Source organism: Pseudarthrobacter sp. RHLT3-21, assembly GCF_059383495.1.
This window is the reverse complement of record NZ_JBWZCI010000001.1, coordinates 62,888-87,402: the sequence shown is the minus strand read 5'-3', so window position 1 is coordinate 87,402 and position 24,515 is coordinate 62,888. Positions and strand designations below refer to the sequence as shown.

23 protein-coding genes, 2 pseudogenes and 1 riboswitch are annotated in these 24,515 nt (G+C 65.7%); of the genes and pseudogenes, 13 read left to right on the top strand and 12 right to left on the bottom strand.

The window, feature by feature from the left end; translation table 11 throughout:
- Nucleotides 1-23: 23 nt before the first annotated feature.
- The 3 genes from AC50YA_RS00445 to hemE all read right to left on the bottom strand — a co-directional run bounded on the left by AC50YA_RS00445 (nucleotide 24) and on the right by hemE (nucleotide 3,491).
- Nucleotides 24-806, bottom strand: a complete 783-nt coding sequence (locus AC50YA_RS00445; RefSeq protein ID WP_494980440.1) for a hypothetical protein — start codon at nucleotides 804-806, stop codon at nucleotides 24-26.
- A 101-nt stretch (nucleotides 807-907) separates the two neighbouring features.
- The gene (locus AC50YA_RS00440; RefSeq protein WP_494980439.1) at nucleotides 908-2,380 is read right to left on the bottom strand and encodes a protoporphyrinogen/coproporphyrinogen oxidase; all 1,473 of its coding nucleotides are present in this window, start codon (nucleotides 2,378-2,380) and stop codon (nucleotides 908-910) included.
- Nucleotides 2,381-2,384: 4 nt separating this feature from the next.
- Nucleotides 2,385-3,491, bottom strand: a complete 1,107-nt coding sequence (gene hemE, locus AC50YA_RS00435; RefSeq protein WP_494980438.1) for a uroporphyrinogen decarboxylase — start codon at nucleotides 3,489-3,491, stop codon at nucleotides 2,385-2,387.
- Between the two features lie 158 nt (nucleotides 3,492-3,649).
- Between hemE and AC50YA_RS00430 the strand changes: the two genes are divergently transcribed.
- The gene (locus tag AC50YA_RS00430; protein ID WP_494980437.1) at nucleotides 3,650-4,963 is read left to right on the top strand and encodes a glutamyl-tRNA reductase; all 1,314 of its coding nucleotides are present in this window, start codon (nucleotides 3,650-3,652) and stop codon (nucleotides 4,961-4,963) included.
- 129 nt (nucleotides 4,964-5,092) lie between these two features.
- Here the strand turns inward: AC50YA_RS00430 and moeB are convergent, their stop codons facing one another.
- Nucleotides 5,093-6,292 carry a molybdopterin-synthase adenylyltransferase MoeB gene (moeB, locus tag AC50YA_RS00425; protein ID WP_494980436.1) on the bottom strand — a complete coding sequence of 400 codons (1,200 nt, stop codon included), beginning with the start codon at nucleotides 6,290-6,292 and terminating at the stop codon, nucleotides 5,093-5,095.
- 84 nt (nucleotides 6,293-6,376) lie between these two features.
- On the opposite strand from moeB, the gene AC50YA_RS00420 reads away from it, so the two are divergent.
- Genes AC50YA_RS00420 through AC50YA_RS00410 form a run of 3 tightly spaced genes read left to right on the top strand, consistent with a single transcriptional unit; the run spans nucleotide 6,377 to nucleotide 7,674 of the window.
- Nucleotides 6,377-7,042, top strand: coding sequence for a TetR/AcrR family transcriptional regulator (locus tag AC50YA_RS00420; protein WP_494980435.1), 666 nt, complete (start codon nucleotides 6,377-6,379; stop codon nucleotides 7,040-7,042).
- Nucleotides 7,043-7,092: 50 nt separating this feature from the next.
- Nucleotides 7,093-7,317: a DUF3107 domain-containing protein gene (locus AC50YA_RS00415; protein ID WP_494980434.1), complete on the top strand. Its 225-nt coding sequence runs from the start codon at nucleotides 7,093-7,095 to the stop codon at nucleotides 7,315-7,317.
- A 54-nt stretch (nucleotides 7,318-7,371) separates the two neighbouring features.
- Nucleotides 7,372-7,674, top strand: a complete 303-nt coding sequence (locus tag AC50YA_RS00410; RefSeq protein WP_494980433.1) for a hypothetical protein — start codon at nucleotides 7,372-7,374, stop codon at nucleotides 7,672-7,674.
- 61 nt (nucleotides 7,675-7,735) lie between these two features.
- Here the strand turns inward: AC50YA_RS00410 and AC50YA_RS00405 are convergent, their stop codons facing one another.
- The 4 genes from AC50YA_RS00405 to thiO form a co-directional block, all read right to left on the bottom strand.
- Nucleotides 7,736-8,062 (bottom strand): 4a-hydroxytetrahydrobiopterin dehydratase, encoded by a 327-nt coding sequence (locus tag AC50YA_RS00405; RefSeq protein ID WP_494980432.1) that lies wholly within the window; start codon nucleotides 8,060-8,062, stop codon nucleotides 7,736-7,738.
- A 73-nt stretch (nucleotides 8,063-8,135) separates the two neighbouring features.
- Complete coding sequence (locus AC50YA_RS00400; RefSeq protein ID WP_494980431.1) at nucleotides 8,136-8,951, bottom strand: thiazole synthase; 816 nt, start codon at nucleotides 8,949-8,951, stop codon at nucleotides 8,136-8,138.
- Nucleotides 8,952-8,955: 4 nt separating this feature from the next.
- Entirely contained in the window at nucleotides 8,956-9,192 is a 237-nt protein-coding gene (gene thiS / locus AC50YA_RS00395) for a sulfur carrier protein ThiS (protein WP_494980430.1), read from the bottom strand.
- Nucleotides 9,189-10,574, bottom strand: coding sequence for a glycine oxidase ThiO (gene thiO / locus AC50YA_RS00390; RefSeq protein ID WP_494980429.1), 1,386 nt, complete (start codon nucleotides 10,572-10,574; stop codon nucleotides 9,189-9,191). The genes thiS and thiO overlap by 4 nt, the downstream gene beginning before the upstream one ends.
- A riboswitch (TPP riboswitch) is annotated at nucleotides 10,567-10,686 on the bottom strand. Its footprint overlaps the gene before it by 8 nt.
- 27 nt (nucleotides 10,687-10,713) lie before the next feature.
- Here thiO and thiE point away from each other — a divergent pair.
- The 4 genes from thiE to AC50YA_RS00370 all read left to right on the top strand — a co-directional run bounded on the left by thiE (nucleotide 10,714) and on the right by AC50YA_RS00370 (nucleotide 15,930).
- Nucleotides 10,714-11,490: a thiamine phosphate synthase gene (gene thiE, locus AC50YA_RS00385; protein ID WP_494980428.1), complete on the top strand. Its 777-nt coding sequence runs from the start codon at nucleotides 10,714-10,716 to the stop codon at nucleotides 11,488-11,490.
- Between the two features lie 64 nt (nucleotides 11,491-11,554).
- Nucleotides 11,555-13,060 (top strand): RNB domain-containing ribonuclease, encoded by a 1,506-nt coding sequence (locus AC50YA_RS00380; RefSeq protein WP_494980427.1) that lies wholly within the window; start codon nucleotides 11,555-11,557, stop codon nucleotides 13,058-13,060.
- 291 nt (nucleotides 13,061-13,351) lie between these two features.
- Entirely contained in the window at nucleotides 13,352-15,049 is a 1,698-nt protein-coding gene (locus AC50YA_RS00375) for a DEAD/DEAH box helicase (RefSeq protein WP_494980426.1), read from the top strand.
- An 8-nt stretch (nucleotides 15,050-15,057) separates the two neighbouring features.
- Nucleotides 15,058-15,930, top strand: a complete 873-nt coding sequence (locus tag AC50YA_RS00370) for a DNA-methyltransferase (RefSeq protein ID WP_494980425.1) — start codon at nucleotides 15,058-15,060, stop codon at nucleotides 15,928-15,930.
- Between the two features lie 118 nt (nucleotides 15,931-16,048).
- On the opposite strand, the gene AC50YA_RS00365 is transcribed toward AC50YA_RS00370, so the two are convergent.
- The 3 genes from AC50YA_RS00365 to AC50YA_RS00355 all read right to left on the bottom strand — a co-directional run bounded on the left by AC50YA_RS00365 (nucleotide 16,049) and on the right by AC50YA_RS00355 (nucleotide 17,864).
- A complete protein-coding gene (locus tag AC50YA_RS00365; RefSeq protein ID WP_494980424.1) occupies nucleotides 16,049-16,417 on the bottom strand; it encodes a hypothetical protein in 369 nt (122 codons plus the stop codon).
- Nucleotides 16,418-16,540: 123 nt separating this feature from the next.
- On the bottom strand, nucleotides 16,541-17,395 hold the full coding sequence (locus tag AC50YA_RS00360) for a PHP domain-containing protein (protein WP_494980423.1): 855 nt from the start codon (nucleotides 17,393-17,395) through the stop codon (nucleotides 16,541-16,543).
- 43 nt (nucleotides 17,396-17,438) lie between these two features.
- Nucleotides 17,439-17,864 (bottom strand): ester cyclase, encoded by a 426-nt coding sequence (locus AC50YA_RS00355; RefSeq protein WP_494980422.1) that lies wholly within the window; start codon nucleotides 17,862-17,864, stop codon nucleotides 17,439-17,441.
- A gap of 165 nt (nucleotides 17,865-18,029) precedes the next feature.
- On the opposite strand from AC50YA_RS00355, the gene AC50YA_RS00350 reads away from it, so the two are divergent.
- The 5 genes and pseudogenes from AC50YA_RS00350 to AC50YA_RS00330 all read left to right on the top strand — a co-directional run.
- Nucleotides 18,030-19,628: an aminopeptidase P family protein gene (locus tag AC50YA_RS00350; protein WP_494980421.1), complete on the top strand. Its 1,599-nt coding sequence runs from the start codon at nucleotides 18,030-18,032 to the stop codon at nucleotides 19,626-19,628.
- Between the two features lie 204 nt (nucleotides 19,629-19,832).
- On the top strand, nucleotides 19,833-21,197 hold the full coding sequence (locus AC50YA_RS00345) for an ABC transporter substrate-binding protein (protein WP_494980420.1): 1,365 nt from the start codon (nucleotides 19,833-19,835) through the stop codon (nucleotides 21,195-21,197).
- 32 nt (nucleotides 21,198-21,229) lie between these two features.
- Nucleotides 21,230-22,216: a carbohydrate ABC transporter permease gene (locus AC50YA_RS00340; RefSeq protein WP_494980419.1), complete on the top strand. Its 987-nt coding sequence runs from the start codon at nucleotides 21,230-21,232 to the stop codon at nucleotides 22,214-22,216.
- 80 nt (nucleotides 22,217-22,296) lie between these two features.
- Nucleotides 22,297-23,130, top strand: coding sequence for a carbohydrate ABC transporter permease (locus AC50YA_RS00335; RefSeq protein WP_494980823.1), 834 nt, complete (start codon nucleotides 22,297-22,299; stop codon nucleotides 23,128-23,130).
- 75 nt (nucleotides 23,131-23,205) lie between these two features.
- A pseudogene (locus AC50YA_RS00330) lies at nucleotides 23,206-23,481 on the top strand (pentapeptide repeat-containing protein); the annotation flags it as partial.
- Here the strand turns inward: AC50YA_RS00330 and AC50YA_RS00325 are convergent.
- Nucleotides 23,447-24,460: pseudogene (locus AC50YA_RS00325) on the bottom strand (YflT domain-containing protein); the annotation flags it as partial. The pseudogenes AC50YA_RS00330 and AC50YA_RS00325 overlap by 35 nt on opposite strands.
- Nucleotides 24,461-24,515: the final 55 nt, after the last annotated feature.

Genomic DNA, 24,515 nt, shown 5'->3' with positions numbered 1-24,515 from the left:
CTTGAGCCGATTCGGCACCGACGTCAGATCCGGCGGATCCGGGCAAAGAGGAGTCCTGCAGCTCCGGCGGACCCCACAAGTCCCACCCCAAGCCAGACCTTGGCGGGTTCGGCCGCGGCTTCAGCTTCCGTAGCCGAAGCCATGTTGTCCCGGCTGGCGGGAGCGTTTCCGGGGCGCTTTGGGTTGGAGACAGGGGTGGCGTTGGCGCTGTGGGCATCCTGCGTGGGCTGGCCCGCAGCAGGATCGGCATCCTGGCCGTCCTCCTGGCCGTCCTCCTGGCCGTCCTCCTGCGTCCCGGCGGCAGGCGCACCGGGCTGGCCGTTCGGCTGCGTGCCTGCCGGTGAACCGGCATCAGGGGACGTGCTCAGCGGCGCCGGAGCGCTCGACGGCGACCTGGGGCTCTGGGGCGCCGTACCCTGCGGAGTTGTGCCCTGCGGCGCCGGGCTGGCGGATGTCGTCGCAGCGGACGACGTCGGCGCCGTGGACGTAGCTGCGGGCGACGGTGTAGCCGTGGCCGTCGGGGTGGAAGAGCCTGACGGTGCGGGAGCCGGTTCGGGTGAGGCTGTGGAACGTCCGCCGGAACCGCCCTGGAGGCCATTCAGCAGGCCGTTGACCCCGTCGACGCCTCCGTCGGCTGCAACCTCGGCCGACGCGGTGGGATCAGTGCTGCCATCAGCCGCCTGGGATGCCGGGACGCCGGCGGACAGGACCAGTACCGCTCCGACGGCAGCCGCTGCAGCGCCACGCCGGAGTCCCCCATGGATACTGGTCCGGGAACGGGAAAATTCGGACCTGTAAATAACCATAGTTATCGACCCTAGCCACATCAGGGGGTGGATTGAAAACCGGAAACCGTGCCTCGGAGTGGTCCGTTCAAGGCCCATATTCCACTGAACAGGGGCGATGGTCAGCTGAGCAGGCTGCGAATTTCTTTTCGCGTATCGGCCACCACGGCGGCGAGTCCGTTGCCGGCAACCCATCCGCCCACAATGCCGAGGCCGGCCTCTGCCGCGCAGAGCTTCCTGACCTCGGCCACCCGGGCTTTGTGTCCCACGGCCGCGAACGGCAAGGCCCCTTGCCACCTGACAACATCCCAGCCGACGATGTCGGTCCCCTGCACCGGGACGTCCAGCAGGGCCGACGCGTCATGCAGGGCAGCAGCCAGAAGTTCTGCGTCGAGGGCGGGGGCGGAGCCGCCGGGTTCCGAGGCGACGGTTGCCGGGCTGCCAGGTTCCGCGGTCGCGGGTTCCGAGGCTTCCAGGCGGCCGTAGGAGAGCCGCAGCACGTGTGTCCCGGGACCTGCCGCAGCGGCAAGCCAATCCCACTTCGCTGTGGCGTGCGTGAGGGCTTTTGCCTGGATACCGGGCGTCTGGGGGGCTACCAGGATCCCGGTGCCCCGCGGCCTGCGGTCCAGTTCGGGCAGGTCCACCACCAGGGTGACGAGCCGGACGTCGGGCCCGTTTTCCGGACTCCTGCCGGCGAGTGCGGGCACGGACGTCCGAAGCAGCCCCACGGCTGCCGGGCCGGGCAGCGCCACCACCAGCAGGCCGCCGTCGTACGTTGCGTCACCGGCGGTGACCCGCCACCCTTCCGCCGTCGGTTCGACGGCGGCCGCGGCTGTTCCACTCATCAGCGTGACCCCGCGGCTTCGGAGATCGCTGAGCAGGGCCGCCACCAGGGTGTGCATCCCGCCTTCCAGACCGGCGACGGCGGAACCCGCCTTCGCGACGGACGGCTGGGTGGAACCGCGCCGCTGGGCGGCCACCGCGGCTGCGAGGGAACCGTGCTGACGGATTCCGGCTCGGAGGCCGGGGGCCACCATATCCACGTCCAGGAGACCGGGGTCCGCGGAGTGCACGCCGCCCACCACCGGGGCCACGAGGCGCTCCAACACGCGGCGGCCCATGCGGGCACGCACCAGTGACGCGACGCTGGTGACGTCCGCCGACGCGCCGAACGAAGCTGGCAGATACTTATCCAGGGACGCCCGCAGCGAGCCCACAAATCCCAACGACCGCCTAACCTCCGTGTCCCAGGGGTTGGCGGGAATGCCCAGGACTCCGGTCTTGGGCAGTTCGCGCGGGCCGTCCGGAAGCTGCACCCAGGCCCCGCCCGGGCGGGGCGCCACAATGTGGCTACCGAGTCCAAGTTCATCAGCAAGCTCAGCCACGGCTGAGGAGCGTGTGGCGAAGGACTCTGCTCCGCTGTCCAGGGTGAGGCCGGCCACCACGTGGCTGCCCACGCAGCCGCCCCAGGAAGCTGTGGCCTCCAGGACGGTCACGGTGCGTCCGACAGCCGACAGCTCCCGTGCGGCCAGCAGGCCGGAGATGCCGCCGCCGAGAACGAGGGCGGCCTGGGCCGGCTGCGACGAACTGTCCACGGTCCTACTCCGGGGAAATGGAGTGGATGAGTTCTACAACCCGGGTCAGGACGGTGGGGTCGGTTTCCGGCGGTACCCCGTGGCCAAGGTTGAGCACATGGCCGGGAGCAGAGGCGCCGGCCGCAATGACCGCACGCACATGGGCTTCCAGCACTTCCCACGGCGCGGACAGCAGCGCGGGGTCGATGTTGCCCTGCAGCGGCACCGTTCCGCCCAGGCGCCGGTTGGCCTCATCCAGCGGAAGGCGGTAGTCCACGCCCACTACGTCCACGCCGACGTCGCGCATCGCAACGAGCAGCTCGGAGGTTCCGGTACCGAAATGGATCAGCGGTGCGCCGAGGTGGCGGACGTGGTCCAGCGCGCGGGCCGAGGCCGGTGCCACGAACTTGGTGTAATCGGCCAGGCCCAGCGATCCTGCCCAGGAGTCAAACAGCTGTCCGGCGGAGGCGCCGGCTTCCAGCTGGGCGCGGAGGAACATCCCCGAGGCGTCGGCGGCCCAGTTGGCCAGCGCCGTCCACGTTTCCGGGTCCGCGTGCATCATGGTGCGCGGGCCCAGGTGGTCACGGGAGGGTTTGCCCTCCACCATGTACGCGGCAAGGGTAAATGGGGCACCGGCAAAGCCGATCAGCGGAGTTTTGCCCAGCTCGGCGACGGTCAGCCGCACGGCTTCGCGGATCGGCTCCAGCGCTTCCCAGGTCAGCTGCGGCAGGGCGGCAACGTCTTCAGCCGTGCGCACGGGCTTGTCCAGCACGGGGCCCACGCCGGGCACAATGTCCACGCCAACGCCGGCGAGCTTCAGGGGAATGACGATGTCCGAGAAGAAAATGGCAGCGTCCACGTCATGGCGCCGGACGGGCTGCAGGGTAATCTCGGCCGCCAACTCCGGCCGCAGGCAGGAATCCAGCATGGCCACGCCTTCGCGCACCTTCAGGTATTCCGGCAGGGAGCGTCCGGCCTGCCGCATGAACCACACCGGCCGCCGCGACGGCTTGCCGCCGCGGTAAGCGGTGATGAGCGGCGAATCTGCGGTGCGGCCGTCCATCAGCGGATGGCCGGCAGCAAGGGCACCGGCAGCAGACACGGCATTGGATACGGCGGAGCTGGAAGTCATGCCTTTGATTGTGCCCAAAATCGGCCCTAAAAGATAACGACAACCTGTCACCTGCAGGCGCCCCGGACGTACCGTGGCAGGAATCACAGCCCTCTACCGCCCGTGGCCCATCGGCGGGTTGTTCTACCGGGCAACGAAAAAGCTATGATTGATCTGCTGTGGTTCTTTTTTCATTGGTGGCTACACACGCCGACATCGACCTTGAGACCGTTGCTCAACTGAGCAACGGTGCTTCCGGTATCGCAACATCCGCACTCTCCGGATCGCCGGCAGTGACGGGTGCGGTGGTGCTTGCCACCTGCAACCGGTACGAAATTTACGGCGAAGCGCCCCACGCTGACGATGTTGAGGCTGCCCGTGCGGCTCTCGTGTCCGAGATCAGCGGACTCAGCGGACTCAACGAACAGCTCGTGTCCCGCTCCTTCAGCACACGCACCGGCCCCGAAGTCAGCCAGCACCTTTTCGCCGTCAGCGCCGGGCTGGACTCCGCCGTCGTGGGTGAACGTGAAATCGCCGGCCAGGTCCGCCGCGCACTCATCACTGCCCAGCACGAGGGCACTGCCAGCTCCGGCCTGGTCCGCCTCTTCCAGGCCGCCTCCAAGACGGCCAAAGATGTTGGCGCGCAGACCGCCCTCGGTTCCCGGGGCCTGTCCATCGTTTCAGTGGCACTGGATCTTGCCACCGATCTTTCCGAGAGCCCCGACTGGTCAGCGAAGAAGGTCGTGGTGTTCGGCACTGGCGCCTACGCCGGCGCCACCATGGCGCTGCTCCGCGAAAGGGGCTGCACCGACATCTCCGTGTTCTCCTCTTCGGGACGCGCCGAAGCGTTCGTCGCCACGCGCGGCGGAATAGCGCTGGACAGCGATTCCCTGCCAGTAGCCGTGGCGGCGGCCGACGTTATGATCGGCTGCAGCGGCTCTGACACCCGGGTCGAGGCCGGCGAACTTGCCGAGATCCGTGCGGACTCTCCCCAGCCGCTGATCGCGATTGACCTCGCCCTCACCCATGATTTTGACCCGGAAGTCGGCCAGCTCGACGGCGTTGAGCTGCTCACGCTGGAATCCGTGCGTTTGGCGGCACCCCAGGAACAGGCCGAATCCCTCACCCAGGCCAGCGGCATTGTGTCCGGCGCGGCCCAGGCCTTCGAACAGGAACGGGAAGCCCGATCGGTGGATTCCGCCATCGTGGCGCTCCGCCGGCACACCATGAACGTGCTGGACGCGGAGATGGAGCGCGTCCGTGCCCGCCACGGCTGCACGGCCGCCGCCGAGGAAGTGGAGTTCGCCCTCCGCCGGATGGTCAAGCAGCTGCTGCACGTGCCCACTGTCCGCGCCCGTGAGCTCGCCGCCAACGGCCAGCAGGACGACTACGTATCGGCGCTCGAAACCCTCTACGGCATTACCGTGGAGCAACCGGCCACAGCAACGCAGGCGGACTGCCCCGTGGACCACCGGGGCCTCGAAACCGCCTGACTCCCCCAGCGACGCTCTCTCACTTCTTGCAGGTTTCTTCACGACGCTCTCTCACTTCTTTCAAGAGAGTGAGAGAGCGTCGTTGAATTAGGGGCGAAAAGTGAGAGAGCGTCGTTGATGGGCAACCCGTCAGTAGACCGGCTTCTGCGGCTCCACGTCGCGCACCCAGGCCAGGATTCCGCCGTCGAGGTGGCTGACCCGCTGGTAGCCGGCCATCCGCGCAGCCTCCAGCACGTTGGCTGACCGAGTACCGGCCTTGCAGTGGAACACAATGTCCTTGTCCTGCGGGAGTTCCGCCCAGGCCTCCCCCGCGAGGATCCTGCCCTGCGGGATCAGCACCGAGCCGTCGATGCTCACGATGTCGTGTTCGCCGGTTTCCCTGACGTCCACCAATTCGAAGTCCTTCAGGCCTGCCTTCCGGGACGCGAGCATGGTGGCCAGCTGGGTTGCCGTCACGGTGTGCTCGTTGTCTGCGGAGACGGCAGGTGTGATGCCGCAGAAAGCTTCGTAGTCCGTCAGTTCCGTAATGGGTTCCGCCGCCGGGTCCTTGGACACGCGGATCTCGCGCCAGCTGCCGCCCAGCGCATCAAACAGGGCCACCCGGCCCAGGAGTGAACGCCCGACGCCGGTGATCAGCTTGACTGCCTCGGTCACCATGAGTGATCCCACAGCAGCGCAGAGCATGCCGAAGACGCCACCCTCGCCGCAGGAGGGCACGGATCCGGCCGGCGGGGCCTCGGGGTAAAGGTCCCGGTAGGTGGGTCCGTGCTTTTCCCAGAACACACTGACTTGGCCGTCGAAGCGGAAGATCGATCCCCACACATACGGCTTGCCGAGGATGGCCGCGGCATCGTTGACCAGGTAGCGGGTGGCGAAGTTGTCCGCCCCGTCCAGGATCAGGTCGTAGTCCGCAAACAGCTCCAGTGCGTTGGAGGCATCCAGCCTGATGTTGTGCAGCCGGACCTCCACCAGCGGGTTCAGTGCGGCGATGGCATCCCGCGCGGACTCGATCTTGGGCCGTCCTACATCGGCGACGCCGTGGATCACCTGGCGCTGCAGGTTGCTGAGGTCAACGTCGTCGTCGTCGATGATTCCCAGGGTGCCCACACCCGCTGCCGCCAGGTAGAGCAGCGCAGGCGAACCCAGTCCCCCGGCACCGATGACCAGAACCTTGGCGTTCTTCAGCCGCCGCTGCCCCACCGCTCCGATTTCGGGAATGATGAGGTGCCGCGAGTAGCGTTCCACCTCGGCCGGCGTCAGTTCACCGGCGGGCTCCACCAGCGGTTTAAGCGAGACAGAGGAATCATTTGCGGTCAAAGTCGAAGCCATACTTCAATGTATGCCCCGAGATGCCGCACGGTCATATTACCGCGCAGTATTGTGTAGGTAACGGCAAGGGAAAGTAGGGCAACTGTGGTCCATGAAGCACGGGCTGACCGGGCGTCCGGTGGCGAACCGGCCGCACCTCAACGGGCCGCGGGCCAGCGGTCCGCCCGGCTTCCCCGGGATGAACGCCGGGCGCAGCTCCTCGCGGCGGCCCAGGAGGTTTTTGTCGCCAACGGCTACCATGGCGCCGCCATGGATGAAATCGCCGAAACGGCCCATGTCAGCAAACCGGTGCTGTACCAGCACTTCCCGTCCAAACGGGAGCTGTATCTTGCCCTGTTGGACAGCCATCTCGCGTCGCTGACGGACCTGATGCTCGGTGCATTGAGCTCCACTACCGACAATGACGAACGTGTCCAGGCGGTGATGCGCGCCTACTACCGCTTCATCGCCAGCGACGACCAAGCCCACCGCCTGGTCTTCGAATCGGACCTCATCAACGATCCCGATGTCAGTTCACGCCTCGAGACATTCAACAAGACGTTCGCGGACGCCGTGGCACGCGTGATTGCCGAGGACACCAAACTGCCCCCCCTGGAGGCGCAGCTTCTGGGACGCGGCCTGGCCGGCATGGCCCAGGTCAGCGCGCGTTATTGGCTTGAAACGGATGGGAACCTGGACCTCGATGTGGCCAGCGACCTCATTTACCGTTTAGCTTGGCGCGGAATCTCGCGCTTCCCCAAAGAGTCCTAGACTACAAATGAGAGACCCCAAGAAACTTTGATTGGCTGGGAGGCCCCCTTTTGGAAATTAAGATCGGCATTCAGAACATTAGCCGCGAAATCGTCCTGGAATCGGCTCAGGATGCTGACACTGTAGCCACGGTCGTTGAAGAAGCCATCACCAAGGGCACCGACCTCCGCCTCAAGGACGACAAGGGACGCATCATCATCGTTCCCGGCAACGCCCTGGGCTACGTTGAAATCGGTGCCGAAGAGGCCCGCAAGGTCGGTTTCGGCCAGTTCTAGCACGTCCGCGGCCACCCGCCTTGGCGGTTGGCCGCTGCTTTCCGAGGAGATTCCATGCTTTCGCTGACTATCGTTGTCCTGGTCACAGTGGCCGCAGGCTTTGTTGTCTGGGCCAATGACAAGCGCCACGCCCGGTATGGGACGGGGTTGCCCGCAGGTGTTGCGGTTGTGGTGGGTGCGGGCAGTTGGATCATCTTCATCGCGGCAGGTTTTGGCTATCAGCCGGGCCTGACGTGGATTCCCTGGGTCCTGCCCATGGCGCTCGGCACCGTCGCTGCCATCGGGACAGTCATCTACCTCGGGCGGACACGCGAAAGCCACGATACGCAGCGGCTGACGCAGGCGCTCAAGCTGTAGGCCGGCCCGTCTACTTACGTACCGGTGACCACCACCCAGCAGGGTGCGTGGTCACGGTCTTTTAACCCACGGGCTGGGCAGTGGCACCGAGCCGGGCGGCAGCAGCACTCACGGCCGCCGCAGCAGCGGCATCCCGCTCAGTGACCTCGCCGCCGGCGTCGTGGGACGTATATCGGAGATGCACCTTGTTGAAGCGCCAGTCAAGGTCCGGATGGTGGTTCTGCTCTTCCGCCAGGCGTCCGACGGCGGCAATCAGCTCCAGTGCGGCGGCCGCCGTCGGCGTCTTATAGACAGCGACCAGCCCGCCCAGTCTGTACTGCCAGCCAGGCATCGCGGCGAGGACGGCCTCGATCCGCTCACGCGTGAGTGTGTCTTGCTTGCCGGGCATAGCGGCCTCCTTGGCTCGTCCGGTGAGCCCGCCCGGGCGTTTGGTCGAGGGCACCCGGCCTGGAGAAATCGGCCTACAGAAATTCTGCCCGGCCTTCCATGGCCGATGACGCCAAGGCGTGCTCGCGGCGCGGAATCCTGCCGGCCGCTTTCGCCAGCCTACCGGCGATGACGGCGTGTTTGAAGGCCTCCCCCATGAGTGCCGGGTTCTGCGCACGAGTGACTGCAGTGGCCAGCAGCACGGCATCACAGCCAATCTCCATGGCCAGTGCGGCGTCGGATGCCGTGCCGATGCCGGCGTCCAGCACCACGGGCACCGAGGCGCGCGAGACGATCAGTTCGATGTTGTGTGGATTCAGGATTCCCAGGCCGGTGCCGATGGGCGCTCCGAGCGGCATGACCGCGGTGGCACCCAGGTTTTCCAGCCGCAGGGCCAGGACCGGGTCATCGTTGGTGTAGGCGAACACTTTGAAGCCCCGGTTTACAAGCTGTTCCGTAGCATCCACGAGCTCCACGGCGTCCGGCAGCAGGGTCTGCTCGTCGGCGATGACTTCCAGCTTGATCCAGTCGGTTTCCAGCGCTTCGCGGGCGAGTTCCGCCGTCATGACCGCGTCCCGGGCGGTGAAGCAGCCTGCGGTGTTGGGCAGGATCCGGATCCCGTGGTCCACCAGGAGCTGGAAAAGGGACCCCGATTCAGCCGGCGAATAGCGCCGCATGGCCACCGTGGTCAGTTCGGTTCCGGACGCCAGCAGGGCTGCCCCCAGCCCGTCGAGGCTCGGGGCGCCACCGGTGCCCATGATGAGGCGGGAGCCGAGCTCGACGCCGTCGATGACCAGCCTGTCTGCGGCCTCGGGCCGGTTCTGTGTGCTGATGTTGCTGGTTACTGTCATGGTGTCAGCCTCCCTGGACTGCTGTGACCAGTTCGACGTCGTCACCTTCGGCGAGCGCCGTGACGAACCACTGGCTGCGGGGTACTACTTCGGAGTTATGGGCGACGGCGACGCCGAGTTTCTGCCCGTCTGTCGCCTGGCCGTTGGCTGCAAGTTGACGGCCCGTGATCTGGCTGATGAGGGTGGTGATGGAGGCGTCGTCCGTCACGGAATGGCGCGAGCCGTTGAGGGTGATGTTCATGCTGATTCCTTCTGTGGGTCGAGGTCCTTCGTGCTGCTGATGTCCTTGGGTGGGGACGGTACTCCGGCCAGTCCGTGCTCTGTGCCGGCCACCTGGTGCTTTCCGGAAAAGCGGGCCGGGCTGAGCGCCCCCCATCGCGGGTCTGTCCGGCCGTCCAGCAGGTCCCGGCAGATCGCCGCCGCCGCCGGAGCAAGCAGCACTCCGTGGCGGAAGAACCCGGTGGCAACAATCAGCCCGGCAATGTTCCCCGCGTTCCCCGCGCTGTGCCCGCTGCCGGTCCCGGCTGCCCGGTCCGGTACCCTGCCGAGAAGAGGTGCGTTGTCCGGAGTCGCCGGCCTTGCCCGCGCCGTGCATTCCAGGAGTTCAAGCTCCGAGACGGCCGGCACCAGGACCTGGGCGTCACGCAGCAACTGGTAGACGCCGCCGGCCGAGACAGCACCGTCGCCGGTCCCGGCGAGCGCGTCCTCCCGCTGCGTTGCCCCGATCACCACGGTGCCGTCCTGCCGGGGAACGATGTAGACCGGCACGCCATGGACCATTCCGCGGACCGTCGAGGTGAGGAGCGGGCGCAGGTGCTGCGGAACTGCTAGTCGAAGGATGTCACCGTAGACAGGCCGCAAGGGCAGCTGCAGTCCTTCCGGGAGGCCATCCAGCGACGCCGCCTGCAATCCGTTGGCCACGATGGTCTCGCGCGCTTGGACGGTTCCGCCGTGGGCGAGCTTCACGCCGCTGACGCGGCCGTCCTCCCAGAGAAGGGCAGCGGCCCGCTGGTCAACGGCAAATCCCCCGCGGGCACCTGCCACGGCGGTTCCTGCTCCCGGTTCGTGGACGGCCAGGACTTCCTGGAGGCACGCCACCAGTTTCCGTGGATCCACCTGGTGGTCGGCGGGGATGTCCAGGGCGCAGGATATTGCCGGGCTGAGCAGGGATTCCCTCGTCCTGGCCGCACGGACGGTCAGGGGTTCCACCACCAGGCCGCTGGCCTGCTGCACGGCCCGGAGGTCCATCAGCGCCCGGCGGTCCGCAGCGTCCGCGCCGATGGCGAGGGTCGGCGTCGTCAGATATCCGGTCTCTCCAGCCCCCGCCAGGGCGAGGTCTGCCGCGAAGGCAGGCCACAGGCCGGAGGACGCCAGCATCAGCTCCAGGAGGTCTTCCTCCTGGTAATGCAGTTCGCTCACAGGGGCAAGCATGCCGGCGGCTGCCCAGCTGGCCCCGTTCCCGGGCGCGTCATCGATCAGCACGACGGAACGGCCGGATCGCCGGGCCTCCCAGGCTATGGCGTGGCCGATGACTCCGCCGCCGATGACTGCCACGTCGGCGTGCAGCACGGCGGCCGGGCTGGCTGATGCAGTCTCAGGTTGGTTGCTTATTGCGGGGGGCATATGGTTCCTTCCCTACGCCGGTACTAGCCGGATCAGGTCAAGCGGTCGGCTCTGACGCCCTCTCAGCCCGGCCGCTTTGTGACGGCTGCATCGGGCTCCCGCAGTACCCGCCCAGTTTAGGGGAATTAGGCTGGTTTCCATGAACGCGCAATCTTTCGCCGCTGCAGGCACGTCCTCCGCCGCCTCTTCCACCCCCACATCCTTGACCGGAACAGACCCCACCGACGGCATAGACACGGGCCTCCCGCACAGCGCCAGGCTGTATCTGTGCACCGACGCGCGCCGTGACCGCGGGGACTTTGGCGAGTTTGTGGACGCGGCTTTTGCCGGCGGCGTCGACATCATCCAGCTCCGCGACAAGGCGATCGAGGCGGCGGAAGAGCTGGAGCTGCTGGCCGTGGTTCAGGCGGCGGCCGAACGTCACGGAAAGCTGTGGGCCGTCAACGACCGTGCCGATATCGCGATGCTGTCCAGCGCCCCCGTCTTCCACATCGGGCAGAAGGACCTGCCGGTCGCGTCCGCCCGCACCCTGCTCGGGGCCCCCGCGGCGATCGGGCTTTCCACACACACCGCCGAGCAGATTGAAGGCGCCATCCGGCTGTCCGGCGGGCTGACGTCCGAACGCGGCCTGGACTACTTCTGCGTCGGACCGGTCTGGGCCACTCCCACCAAACCCGGCCGGGCCGCCGTCGGCCTTGACCTGGTGCGGTACGCGGCGGATGCAGTCCGCGCTGCCGGTGGCACCCCGGCCACTTTCCCCTGGTTTGCCATCGGAGGCATCGATCTCGGCAACGTGGAGCAGGTGGTGGAGGCCGGTGCCGGCAGGATTGTTGTGGTGCGTGCCATCACCGAGGCCTCCGATCCCGCAGCGGCGGCGGCGGCGCTCCTGGCGGCCCTGGACGCGGGCGCATCCTGAGAATCCCCCGCGTCGCGGACGGCGGGCGTGCACGATCCGTGGAAATCGGGCTAACCTGACTTTCGTGTCACATCATCGGTTGGCCCCCAATGTCCACGAGCAGACCAACGACCTCGCGGCGGCACTGAGCGCCCTGCGGACCGAGCTGGAACTACCGGGACCCTACCCGGCGGAGGCGGTCCGGGACGCGGAAACGGCAGTGGCCGCGCACGAGTTGCCCGGCGCCGACCTGACGGACGTGGACTTCCTCACCATCGATCCGGCGTCGTCCACTGACCTGGACCAGGCCCTGTTCATCGAGCGCGCGGGCCCTGGCTACCGGGTGCTTTACGCCATCGCCGACGTGCCGTCCTTTGTCCGCCCCGGCGGCGGACTGGATGCAGAGACCCGGCGCCGCGGCCAGACGTTTTACGCCCCGGACGGCCGTATCCCGCTGCACCCGGAGGTCATCAGCGAAGGGGCCGGCAGCCTCCTGGCCGGGCAGCTCTGTTCCGCCTATGTGTGGGAGTTCGGGCTGGACGACACCGCACAGGTCTCCGCGGTGAGTGTCCGCAGGGCCACCATCCGCAGCCGGGCCAAGCTGAGCTACAAGGGAGTCCAGGCCGAACTCGACGCCGGGACGGCCGGCCCTGTCCTGCAGCTCCTGAAGGAAGTAGGGCTCAAGCGCGTTGAACTGGAGCGGCAGCGTGGCGGCGCCAGCCTGAACATGCCCGAGCAGGAAATCGTGCAACTGCCCGACGGCGGCTACCGGATTGCCGCGGCGCCGCAGCTTCCGGTGGAGGACTGGAACGCCCAGATTTCCCTGATGACCGGGATGGCGGCGGCAAACCTGATGTTGGCGGGAAAAGTGGGCATACTGCGCACCATGCCCGCGCCGGACGAGCGCTCCCTGCGTCACTTCCGCATCCAGACCGAGGCCTTGGGCAAGCCATGGGACGGAAAAATCAGCTACGGCGAATACCTCCGCAGCCTTGATCCGACCCAGCCCCGGCAACTGGCCATCCTGCACTCCGCCGGCATGCTGTTCCGCGGCGCCAGCTACACGGCGTTCGACGGCATCGTGCCGGACGACGCGATCCAGTCCGCCATCGGCGCCGCCTATGCCCACACCACAGCACCACTCCGGCGCCTGATCGACCGCTTTGTCCTGGTGATTTGCGAAGCCCTGAGCAACGGCAAGCAGGTACCGGACTGGGCACGGGAAGCCCTGCCGTCACTGCCGGAGATCATGGCCGGATCCGACCAGCTGGCATCGCGGATGGAACGCATGGCGCTGGACACCGTGGAGGCCGCGCTCCTGGTCAACCATGTGGGCCAGGAATTCGATGCGATCGTGATCTCCGGCTCCAAGCCGCAAAAGGACAACGGAAACGGCAACGGGAAAATCGGCAACGGTGCCAAGAACGGCGCTGCGAAAAACGGGAGCGGTCCCTCGGGGATCATCCAGATCGCCGTACCCGCCGTGACGGCCCGCTGCGCCGGGGACCTGGAATCCGGCACCAAGGTGCGGGTCCGCCTGATCTCCTCCGATATTGCCGCCCGCGAGGTCCACTTCGAGCTGCTGGCCTGAACGATGAGTGCCCGGCCTGATCGGCCCAAAGCCGGGATTCAGGGTCCGTGCGGCTAGACTGAAGAAGTAGATATGGATGCCCGGTCGTTGATTTCCTTGATTTTGAATTCAACAAGCCCGCCCCTACGCGATCTTGAGATACACCCGTTGGTCACCAGTGCCAGCATTTGATAGCCCGCGATCGGCTTCCACTGGATTTGCTTGCGCGCCAGAGCGTGCTCCGGAACGTCCACTTTGGCCGGCCCGTTGAGCAGGCAGCGCCAATGCCCAAATGAATAAGGAAACTCCCCTGTGAGTGAATTGCATACCCACCAGATCCTGACTGACGACTCCGGCATCGAGACGATCGAACCCGAAGAAACCATCATCTCGGACGAGAAGCCGCACGAGATCGAGGAGAAATCCTTCGCTGACTACAATGTCCGCGCCGACATCGTGGAATCCCTCGCCGACGCCGGGATCACCCACCCGTTCCCCATTCAGGCCATGACCCTGCCGGTGGCGCTTTCGGGCCACGACATCATCGGCCAGGCCAAGACCGGCACCGGCAAGACCCTCGGCTTCGGCATTCCCGCCCTGCAGCGCGTGGTGGGTCCGGACGACGCCGGCTACGACAAGCTCGCCGTTCCCGGCGCCCCGCAGGCCCTGGTCATTGTGCCCACCCGCGAGCTGGCCGTCCAGGTGGCCAACGATCTCCAGAACGCGTCCCGCAAACGCAACGCCCGCATCACCACCATCTACGGCGGCCGTGCCTACGAGCCCCAGGTGGAGGCCCTGCAGAACGGCGTCGAAGTGGTCGTGGGTACTCCCGGCCGCCTCATCGATCTCTACAAGCAGAAGCACCTTGTCCTGAAGAACGTCAAGATGGTCATCCTTGACGAGGCCGACGAAATGCTGGACCTCGGCTTCCTGCCGGACGTGGAAACGCTCATCGCCGGGACCCCTGCGGTCCGCCAGACCCTGCTGTTCTCCGCCACCATGCCCGGCCCGGTCATCGCCATGGCCCGCCGCTACATGACGCAGCCCACCCACATCCGGGCCGCTGATCCGGACGACGAAGGCCTGACCAAGCGCGACATCCGCCAGCTCATCTACCGTGCCCACAGCATGGACAAGATCGAAGTTGTGGCCCGCATCCTGCAGGCCCGCGGCCGCGGCCGGACCATCATCTTCACCAAGACCAAGCGCACCGCCGCGAAGGTTGCCGAGGAACTCCTGGACCGCGGCTTCGCCGCCGCCGCCATCCACGGCGACCTGGGCCAGGGCGCCCGCGAGCAGGCCCTCCGCGCCTTCCGCAACAACAAGGTGGACGTCCTGGTAGCCACCGACGTCGCCGCCCGCGGCATCGACGTCGACGACGTCACGCACGTCATCAACTACCAGTGCGTTGAAGACGAAAAGATCTACCTCCACCGTGTGGGCCGCACCGGCCGCGCCGGCAACAAGGGCACTGCCGTGACCTTCGTTGACTGGGATGACATGCCGCGCTGGGGCCTGATCAACAAGGCCCTGGGACTCAGCGTCCCGGAGCCGGTGGAAACGTACTCCTCCTCGCCGCACCTTTACGAAGAGCTGGATATTCCGGAAGGCACCAAGGGCCGCCTGCCCCGCAACAAGCGCGTGCTGGCCGGCGTCGACGCCGAGGTCCTTGAGGACCTGGGCGAGACCGGCAAAAAGAACACCCGCCCCAGCGGTGGCCGTGATGGCGGCCGCGACAGCAACCGTGAGGCCGGCCGCTCCGGTGGGCGCGACAGCAGCCGCCGCACCGGCGAGCCCGGCGGACGCTCCGGTGACCGCCGTCGTCGTACCTCTGATGCGGCAACCGCCGGCACCAGCCCGGCCCCGGAACCGGCTACGGCTACGGCTGCTCCGGCCGACGGCGAAGTGGACCCCCGTGCCCGCCGCAGCCGGACCCGCACCCGCCGCCGCAACGGCGAAGTGGTGGCCGGCGCCGACACCGGCGCGCAGCCCGGCAGCACCGAGGCATAACAGCCTCGATGACTGACACCGTCTGGGCGCCGGACGGCAGCAACCTGGTGGTTCACGCGGACAACGCGGAGTTCCTCCCCTCGCTGCCGGACGGCTCCTTCACCTTGATATACGTTGACCCGCCGTTCAACACCGGCAGGGTCCAGAAGCGCCAGGAAACGCGGATGGTGCTGAACACCGACGGCGACGGCGACCGCGTGGGCTTCAAGGGGCGCTCCTACGACACCATCAAGGGCGCCCTGCACCGGTACGATGACGCCTTCAGTGACTACTGGTCATTCCTGGAACCCCGGCTCGTGGAAGCGTGGCGGCTGCTGGCTGACGACGGCACGCTCTACCTCCACCTGGACTACCGGGAAGTCCACTACGCCAAGGTGATGCTTGACGCGATCTTCGGCCGGGAATGCTTCCTCAACGAGATCATCTGGGCATACGACTACGGTGCCCGCGCCAAGTACCGTTGGCCTACGAAGCACGACAACATCCTCGTATACGTTAAGAACCCGGCGAAATACCACTTCGACAACGCCGAGGTGGACCGTGAGCCATACATGGCACCCGGCCTGGTGACCCCGGCGAAGCGGGAGCTCGGGAAACTGCCCACCGACGTCTGGTGGCACACCATCGTCTCCCCCACGGGTAAGGAAAAGACCGGCTACCCCACGCAGAAGCCCGAGGGCCTCATCCGCCGGGTGGTGTCGGCGTCGAGCCGGCCCGGTGACTGGTGCCTGGACTTCTTCGCCGGTTCCGGGACGCTCGGCGCCGTGGCGGCCAAGCTGGACCGGAAGTTCGTGTGCGTGGACCAGAACCAGCCGGCCATCGACGTGATGGCCAAGCGGCTGGGTGCCAAGGCGACGTTTACCTCGTTCCCGCCCAATTAGCGGTCCAAAGCCGCTGTCGTCGCGCTCTTGGTGCGCCCCGCTGCAGCGGGAAGTCCCGGCACCGTCGAAGGTGCCGGGACTTTTGGCCCGGGGCCGTGGCTTTCAGCCGCGGTGCGGATCAGGGGCAGCCCTCGCCCAACTGGATGCCATGCTCGGTTTGCCGATTCACCAACACCGAACCCTGGGAGTCGCAGATGGCATTGACCAACAACGCATGGCCTTCACCGCTCTGGAAGTTGCCGTTTTCGCCAGGCAAGCCAAAGCCCTGGACTGTTCCCGGTGGGACAAATGCCCAGACTTCAGCAGCGCCGGGGAAGACGCTGGGAAGCCACGCCCAGTTGCCCTTCAGGATCGGACCGTCGGTACAATTGGCGCCACAGGCAGCGGGCGGCCTGCTGACGTTGGTACAGTCCAACGCGTTGGCGGCTACAGGGACGAACATAAAGGCGGCAGCAAGGCCAGCCGCGGCCAGGGATTTTTTGAACATGGATTCTCTCCGTCACTCGTTGGGCACTGCTTGCGACGAGACCTTCAATGGCGCGGCGTGCGCCGCTCCCCAGTAAGCGCTAGAGTACTCAGCGTTGGCGGTTAGTCAATACGCTATAGTAAGCTACTGCTCCGCACGCACCACGGCGGTTCCCGTGCCGAGTTCCTCGATCCTTGCAAGCACTTCCGCCGTGGTCAGGTTCTCTCCGAGCAGGTTCGGTTTGCCCGTTCCGTGGTAATCCGAAGAGCCCGTGATGAGCAGCCCGTGCTTGGCGGCCAGCCCACGCAGGAATTCCCGCCCCTCCTCCGGATTGTCGCGGTGCTCGATCTCCAAACCCAAGAGGCCGGCGTCGATCATTTCGCGGTAAGTGCGCTCACCCACCACTCGGCCGCGGCCAGACGCCACGGGATGGGCAAATACGGGGACGCCTCCGGCGGCACGGACAAGTTCGACGGCGGTGGCCGGGTCGGGTGCGTAGTGCTGGACAAAGTAGCGCGAATGGGACGTCAGGATGGACGCGAACGCCTCCGAGCGGTCCGACACCACACCGGCCGCCACCAGGGCATCAGCGATATGCGGGCGACCAAGGGTGGCCCCGGGAGCCACATGGTGGATGACGTCGTCCCACGTCAGCGGGTAGTCTTCGGCGAGCAAGGTCACCATACGTTCCGCCCGGGTGAGGCGCGCATCCTTGGCCTTGGTGATCTCTTCAAGGAGCCCCGGGTGGGCAGGATCGTGCAGATAGCTCAGCAGATGCACACTGATGCCCTGCCCGGTCCGGCAGGAAACCTCCATGCCGGGAACCAGCGCCACCCCGTTTTCCAGCGCCGCCAGGGACGCTTCAGCCCAGCCGTCCGTGGAATCATGGTCGGTCAGTGCCACCACGTCCAGGCCCGCCCGGGCAGCCGAAGCCATCACGTCGGCGGGGGTTTCGGTGCCGTCCGAAACATTCGAGTGGGCATGCAGGTCGATCCTCACCTGCCCAGCCTAGTTGACGGAGTTCGCTGAGGTACTGCTGCCCTCAATCCCCCGGCATCCTGATCACGCCGAGCTGCTGCATTAACCCCAGGTCATCCCTGCTGGACCAATGCTCCACGATCCGCCCGTGTTCGATGCGATGGATCGCCACCGCGCTCTCCCGCAGGTTGGCGCCGGTGGCAGGAAGCGGACCGGGAAGGTCGCCCTGGTGGGTTCCGGATGCGGTCAGGCGGGTTACCACGCGGTCCCCCTCAGCGACCTGGTCCTCGATCTCGTGCCGTCCAGGGGTGGCCGTCCAAAAGATACGGAAGGCCGCCTTGAGCCCCTCGCGCCCGCCCGGCATTCCGGGAAACGGCGGGTTGTGGTCAAGGTAATCTTCAGCGATCAGCTCGTCCATCGCATCAATATTTCCCGCATCGATCTCTGCGTAGAACCGCCGGACCAGAGCCTTATTGTCATCGGTTTCCATGGCCGTCTTTCCCGTTGCACGGAAGCCTGTTAGGTACCTGACATTCGCCGTGGAAGGCAATCGTAAACCCCTGCGTCCGCCCTGCGCGAGGGTTGCCGGGCCGTAGTGGCCCGTCGTCAACTCCCGTTGTGGTCCAAGCCTGCCCGCTGGTGAGACGATGGTGCGGTGAACGATGCCGAAAATACCCTGAACTCTGCCTCCCAGCCTCTCGACGAGCGCGTCAACAACCGCTCTCAGCGGCCCAGTTCCGCTGCCTTCAAGGCCTTTATGGCCAGCAATTGGGCGCCCTCCGAGCAACAACTTCCAGCGCTCGACGCCGTGGCACACTACGCCGCGGCCCGGCGCAAAGCCATCTCGGAGAAGTTCAAAGGCGAACGCCTGGTCATCCCCGCCGGTCCGCTGAAGGTCCGCTCCAACGACTGCGACTACAGGTTCCGTCCGCATTCGGGGTTTGCGCATCTCACCGGCCTGGGCCTGGACCACGAGCCGGACGCCGTCCTCATTCTTGAACCCGCCGGTGAAGGAAAGGGCGACGGCGGCAGTCACCACCGTGCCACGCTGTACTTCCGTCCGCTGGCCGGCCGGGATACAGAACAGTTCTACGCTGACTCCCGTTCCGGCGAGTTCTGGATCGGTGCACGGCCCACACTTGCCGAGTTCGAAACGCGCCTGGGCCTGGCCACCGCCCACATCGATGGACTTGAATCCGCGATCACCAAGAACGTGGGTGCCCCCGAGATCGGCGGAATCTCCATCCGGCTGGTCCGCAAGGTGGACGAGAACATCGACGCCCTGGTGGATACTGCCCGGTACAACACTGCCAAGGACCCGGACAACCTGGACCTCGCTGTCCTGGATGCGCTGGATGAAAAGCTGTCCGAAGTATTATCTGAACTCCGCCTCCTAAAGGATGAGTGGGAAATCGAACAGATGATGACTGCGGTGGCTGCGACTGTCGAGGGCTTCGTGGAGATAGTCAAGGCCCTGCCCCGCGCCCTGACCCATGCCCGCGGCGAGCGAGTTGTCGAAGGCGCGTTCTTTGCCCGTGCCCGCGAGGTGGGCAACGAACTGGGCTACGACACCATCGCCGCCGCCGGCAACAACGCCACCGTCCTGCACTGGACGCGGAACACCGGCAGGATCAACGCCGGCGAACTGCTGCTGCTGGACGCCGGCGTTGAAGCGGACTCGCTCTACACCGCAGACGTCACCCGGACACTGCCGGTCAACGGCACGTTCACCGCAGTCCAGCGCAAGGTCTACGAGGCAGTTCTGGATGCTGCCGACGCCGGATTCGCCGCTGCCCAGCCAGGTGCCAGGTTCCGGGACATCCACACCGCCGCCACCACCGTCTTGGCGGAACGCCTCGCCGAGTGGCGGCTGCTCCCGGTGAGCGTCGAGGAAGCCGTCAGCCCGGAAGGCCAGCAGCACCGCCGCTGGATGCCGCACGGCACCAGTCACCACCTTGGCCTGGATGTCCACGACTGTGCCCAGGCAAAGCGCGAACTGTACCTCGACGGCATCCTCACGGAGGGCATGGTCTTCACCATCGAACCCGGCCTCTATTTCAAGAACGAGGACCTGGCCATCCCGGCCGAGTACCGCGGCATTGGAGTGCGGATCGAGGACGACATCCTGATGACGGCCGACGGTCCCGTGAACCTCAGCGCCGCGCTGCCTCGCAAGGCCGACGACGTCGAGTCCTGGATGGCAGGCATCTACCAGGAGCTGGAGGGCGGCTTGGCAAGCGGCGACATCCGCTAGAGGTCGTTGTGTCCAGCGCATCTCCGCAGGGATGCGCTGGACGCCCATACCCCTTGATGAAGCTCTCATAACAGTTCTTGGCAATCGCTTGCCAAAAGTTGGCGTTGATGAATACGCTAGCCGCAGAGAAAGAAAATCGTAGACTGAATTTTAGTCTCGGGTCTCTGCCGCAATGTATGTCTTCAAAGGAGAAGCCTCATGGGTATGTCTAAACCGCGTCGCATCGGCACCATCACCGCAGCGGCCATTTCCGTTCTTATGCTTGCCGCGTGCGGCGGCTCGGGCGGCTCGGGCGGTGCGACCTCCGGCGCCTCGGGCGGCAAGGTGGACGGCACGGGAAAAACGCTCAATGTCCTGATGAACGTCACCGCGCAGTACCCCCAGGAACAGCAGGCCTGGTTCAAGGAAATGAGCGCCAAGTTCAAGACGGAAACCGGAGCTGACATCCAGTGGGAGACGTTCGCCACCGCCAATGACGAGATGACCCGGATCCAGACATCAGTCGTCTCGGGCCAGGGACCTGACGTCTACGGACTCGGCACCACCTTCACCCCCACGGCGTACTCCACCGGGGCGTTCGTGAAACTGGGCGACAACGAATGGAACCAGCTCGGCGGCAAGGACAAGTTCGTTCCCGCGGCGCTGGGCATTTCCGGTCCGGATGAGGGCAACCAGATCGGTATCCCGTTCGTGAGCCGGCCGTTCGTGATGGCCTACAACACCGAGCTGCTGGCTGCTGCCGGCATCGAAAAGCCTGCCACCACCTGGGATGAGTTCACCGAGCAGGCTAAGAAGCTCACCAAGGGCGACCAGTACGGTGTTGCCGTGGCATACAAGGACAACTTCGATCCCTGGAAGTACATCTGGGGCATGTCCATCCAGGCCGGCAACCCCATCATTGACGGAAGCAAGGTCCGTCTCGATGACCCCATCACCAAGAAGGCCTACGAGACCTACTTCGGCTGGGTGACCAAGGACAAGGTAGTTGACCCCTCTTCCGTTGGCTGGGCCAACCCGCAGGCCCTGGCCGCCTTCGCCGCCGGCAAGGCAGCGTACTTCCCCATGACCTCGCCGCTGTCCATCCCCGCCCTGGATGCCTCCGCGGTCAAGGGCAAGTACAAGTACGCCCTGATGCCCACTGTTCCCCCGGGCGAGACCTCCAACCCTTCGGACGGTAAGCCGGCCGCCAGTATCCTCTCCGGCGACAACCTCGTGGTAGCTGACTACTCGAAGCAGAAGGACCTGGCCTTCGCGTTCATCAAGATGATCACCAATAAGGACGTCCAGCTCAATTACTTCAAGGTCTTCGGCCAGCTTCCCGCCAACCAGGAAGCCGCGAAGGAACTGGCAACCAATGAAGTGATTGCGCCGGCCCTTGAGTCTGGTGCCAAGTCCGTAGCGACGCCGTTCAGCGGCGCGTGGGGCGATGTCCAGCTGTCGCTGACCAACGTGGTTGTCCAGTCCATTCCGGATCTTTCCTCCGGCGCAGTCAGCGAATCCAACCTGTCCCAGCGGCTCAAGGACGAACAGGCCAAATCGCAGACCGCACTGGACCGGGCTAAGAAGTAAGACCGACCCACCAATTGCGGAAGGTTAAGGAAATGGCTAGCAGCGTTACCGAGCCCCGGCCGTCGGACAGCGGTCCGGCGGCCGGGGCGGCCGCCGGACCCGGCGAAACTACACCCCCCGGGAAGCGCCGCAAGGGGCTCAGCGAGAAGAACCGGCCCCTGTGGCTCCTGATTCCCGGTGGACTGCTGATGACCCTTGTCATCCTCGTCCCCCTGGCTATGGGCATCTGGATGTCCCTGATCGATCTGGATCAGTACACCCTTCGCCAGTGGGTCAATGCCGAATTTATTGACATCCAGAACTATGTTGAAGCGGCACTCAGCAGCGAGTTGCTCCGGTCCATCTGGCTTTCCGTTTCCTTCGCGCTGATTTCCACGGTGGTGACCGTCCCGCTGGGCGTGGCCGCCGCCGTCGTCACCCAGAACGCTTACCGTGGCCGTGCCGTGGTGCGCTCCATCTTCCTGATCCCGTATGTCCTGCCGTCGTTTGTGGTGGCCAGCGTGTGGCGGACCATGTTGCAGCCGGATGGCATCGTGAATGTGACGCTGACCAACATGGGCGTGGGCGGCGGACTGTGGCTTAACGGTCCCAACGCGTACTGGACACTGGTGTGGGTGGAAATCTGGGCGGCCTGGCCGTTCATCTACCTGCTGGCGCTGTCCGGCCTGCAGGCGGTGGACCACGAGGTCCACGAGGCGTCGGCCCTGGATGGGGCACTGTGGTGGAACAAGCTGCGGTACGTGATCTTCCCTTATCTGAAGGGGCCGGTTTCGCTCGCCTTCCTGCTTGCCACGTTGAACCACATCAACAACTTCACTCTCCCCTATGTCCTGTTTGGTGCGCCGGCACCGTCGGATGTGAATGTCCTGCCGATCCTGGTTTACGTCACCAGCTTCCAGAGCTTCCGGTTTGGCCTCAGCGCCGCGATGGCCGTCGTTTCACTGATTCTGATTGCCATTCCGCTCTTCATCTACCTGCGCGCAGTCCGGCTTGATGTGCACGAAGGAGGCAAGAAATGACCATCGACGCGGCAAACCCGATCGAAAAGCAGAAGAAGCAGCCCATCCGGCGTGACGCAGCCCTAGAGGTCACACGCCTGATGCCGAGGCCGCTGCTGGCCACGCTCACGGTCCTGCTGTGCGCCCTGGTCCTCATCCCGATCGCATATATCTTCTTGGCGTCGCTGAACACGGATGTGGGAGTCGCCAGCGGCGAGTTCTGGCCGAGCAGCTTCTCTTTGGACAGCTACACCAAGATCTGGGATTCTGTGGGGCTGGCGAAGGCCATCGGCAACAGCCTGATCGTTTCCGGCGCCACGGCAGTCGTCTCTGCCATTATGGCTATCGGCACAGCCTACGTACTGGTCCGGTTTGAGTTCCGGGGGCGCCTGACCGTGCTGCGCGGGCTACTGGGCCTCCAGTCCATTCCGGGAACCCTGATGCTCCTGCCCGTGTTTGTGCTCTTCTCTTCCGCAGGCACCTACTTGGGCGTGACCGTCATCGGCACGCTCTGGGGCCTGTTTATCGCCTACCTGACGTTTGCGCTGCCGTTCTCAACCTGGGTGATGGTGACGTACCTCCGCGGCCTGCCGAGGGAACTGGAGGAAGCAGCGCGCATCGATGGCGCTTCCAACCTTGGGATCCTGTTCCGGATCATCATTCCGCTCAGCTGGCCCGGAATCATCGTTTCGGCAATTTTCGCCTTCCTGCTGGGCTGGAATGACGTGCTGTTCGCGTCCGTGTTCACCCGGCCGGACACGCACACTGCCGCGGTTGCGCTGCAGGTCTTCGCGTCCGCCGTGGAGGGTGGAGCAGTCCCGGTGTATTCGCAGATGATGGCGGCTTCGCTGGTCTGCGCCGTCCCTGTGGTGGTGCTGTACTTCATGTTCCAGAAGTACCTCGTTGGCGGCCTGACAGCCGGCAGCGTCAAATAATACAACTTTTCGAAGCGCAAACAACTCCGCCCGGTACAGCAACTGCTGTACCGGGCGGAGTTGTTTGTTTACTGCGTGTCTGGCTCCTCGGGCGTGCCTGGCTCCTCGGGCGTGGCTAAACCTGGCCTCCGGCGGCGCGGCCTAAAGGCGCTGCCTAGGGTTTGGATTCGCCGGAGTCCTTGGTGGAGTCAGGCTGGGACTGCGTCCCGGACCGATCTGGGCCGGACTGTTCTGAGCCGGGCTGTTCTGAGCCGGGCTGTTCTGAGCCGGGCTGTTCTGGGCCGGGCTGTTCTGAGCCGGGCTGTTCTGAGCCGGACCGATCTGAGCCGGGCTGTTCTGAGCCGGGCTGTTCTGAGCCGGGCTGTTCTGAGCCGGGCTGTTCTGAGCCGGGCTGTTCTGAGCCGGGCTGGGCCGTGGTGGTGTGTTCCATGCCGGGCTGGCCTGTGGTGGCCTGGTCCGTGACACGGACGCCATACTGGGGCCGGCCGTCAGGGAGGTCCGGGTAGCGGACGGCGGCAGCGGGAGCCTTGGCCGGCTGGGCCGCTGACTCCGGCTGCGTGCCTTGGTCCGGCCCGGCGGCGTGTGCCTGGCCGGCGCCTTGGGCTGTCCCTTGGCCCGGGGTACCAGCACCCTGCTGTCCGTAGGGGTCATTCCACGTGGCAGGGCGTGCGGGTGCCGGACCGGGCTGATTGCCCGGCTGCCCCGGCTGCCCCTGTTGGCCCTGCTGGCCGGGCTGCCCGGGCTGCCCGGACTGCTGACCCGTCTGGCCGTAAGGCTGGTTCTGGTAGCCCTGCGGATTGTAAGGGGCGGCAGCTGCGTCCGAGCGGTTCATGGGCAGTTGCTGGAGCAGCCGGCGCGCATCATGGGCGGCTTCCACCGACACCACAACGTCGTAGTTGGTGGCCACCACCTGGCTGGTGGAGGTGAAATCCCGCTTTCCGCGCTGCATGGCATACGTGACGATGCCGAACAGCATAAAGAAGGCGGCCCCCATCAGCACAGACGCCAGGATGGAGAAATAGCCCGGCGAAGGTGCGAAGAAGGAAAGCATGACACCGACGAAGAGGCCGAACCACATGCCGCTGAGCGCCCCGGAGAGAGCCACCCGAGGGTAGCTGAGGCGGCCGGTCACCCGCTCAACCATCTTCAGTTCGTTGCCCACGATGGAAACCATGTGGACCGGGAACTGCTGGTCAGCGAGGTAGTCCACCGCCTTCTGGGCATCCAAGTAGGAGGTGTACGAGCCGACGGTGTCACCGGTGGGCACCGTGCGGGCGTCGTCGGGCCCACTGGGGCCACCGGCCTTGGGAGCACCAAAAATGTTTGACATGAACCTATTCTTGCCCATCAGCATGTATGCCGTCTGTAAATTCAGCTAAAAGAGA